Annotated in this window: 1 protein-coding gene; it reads left to right on the plus strand. The window is 26.5% G+C overall.

Features of this window, described 5'->3' with window-relative positions; translation table 11 throughout:
* Nucleotides 1–959: 959 nt before the first annotated feature.
* A partial coding sequence (locus B5D61_RS26025) for a RepB family plasmid replication initiator protein (RefSeq protein WP_217699079.1) occupies nucleotides 960–1,276 on the plus strand: 317 nt, incomplete at its 3' end.

A 1,276-nucleotide genomic window follows, 5' to 3' on the forward strand; every position in this document is an offset into this window, starting at 1 on the left:
ATTGGAAAAAAAGATTGATTATACCAATCAATAATATTATATAATGCTATTAGCTATACTATTCATTTATTTGCCTAAATGTATATTGTTTCAAGAGAAGATCATAGGTTTGACACTATGGTCTTTTTCTTTTGCATTATTCTGCAACGAAGTTGCCAATCTTTTCTTTTTTTTTGTTAAGCTCCCCTAATTATTATAGGGGGGCGGTCAACCAAAGGTTGATGACGGGGGGTGTTTTAGCAAAGCTAAAACATTCCTTTTTTTATTCAAATGACGGTTACTCATTACATTTATGTATGAGTAAACGGGGATTTGACTTTTTCATATATTTATTTTATTATCTTAATATCTTATTTTTGTTGCATTGCCATTTTGAATTAATTCTTGGCTGAAAGAAATATTGCTCGATGATACCTTTTGTGGAGAGTTTTATTTCAAAGAATTAGTTCTAGAGTATATGACATCCTTTTCGATTATACTCAATGACTATTACCTGTCTTTAAATTGGTTGTGTTTGACTTTAACTAATTTAAATTTTTCTAACGTTGATTTTTATCAGCGATTTTTTTGTTTTTTGTAACTTTATGATTTTTATAAATTAGTTCGAATTACGCGTTTTTGAAAAAAACATTTTTTTTAAAAAAATTGTGAAATTTTTTGTTTTTTTTAAAAATTAGTACTTTTATACTTTTTTTTTATACTATTTTTCCCTGTTTGTAATATTTATAATATTTATAATATTTACGGCAATTTCGCCACCCCCTTCAAACTTACATTATTTGGGGGTTTGAAGGGGGTCAAAAAAAGTTAAAGGTGGTAAGATTACTACGAAAGGTGATCGATTTACTACGAAAGGTGATCGATTTACTACGAAAGGTGATCGATTTACTACGAAAGGTGATCGATTTATATGTTGACATAAATCACTTTAAGACTTATATTTATTTTGAGGTGATTTCATGAAAAATATTAAGGATTTAATTTTATTTAAACCTAACGAATTAATCGAGATAGAAGGAGGATATATTACCAATACTAATCGCTTGGCTTATAATTATATAATTCATAGACTTCAAAAAGAAGGATCTCATTATGCTAAAATAAATATATCTGATTTTTTTAATGATTTAGAATTAGGAAAAAATTATGAAGAGTTAGTTAACTATTTAGATTCCTTAAGAAAAATTAGTGTTGTTTCTAGAGATTCTAAAGGTAAATTATGGGGAGCTTTTAATTTATTATCTTATTTTAAAAAGTTAGATAATGGAACTTTTTA

It is taken from the genome of Prosthecobacter debontii (genome assembly GCF_900167535.1).
Lineage (GTDB): Bacteria > Verrucomicrobiota > Verrucomicrobiia > Verrucomicrobiales > Verrucomicrobiaceae > Prosthecobacter > Prosthecobacter debontii.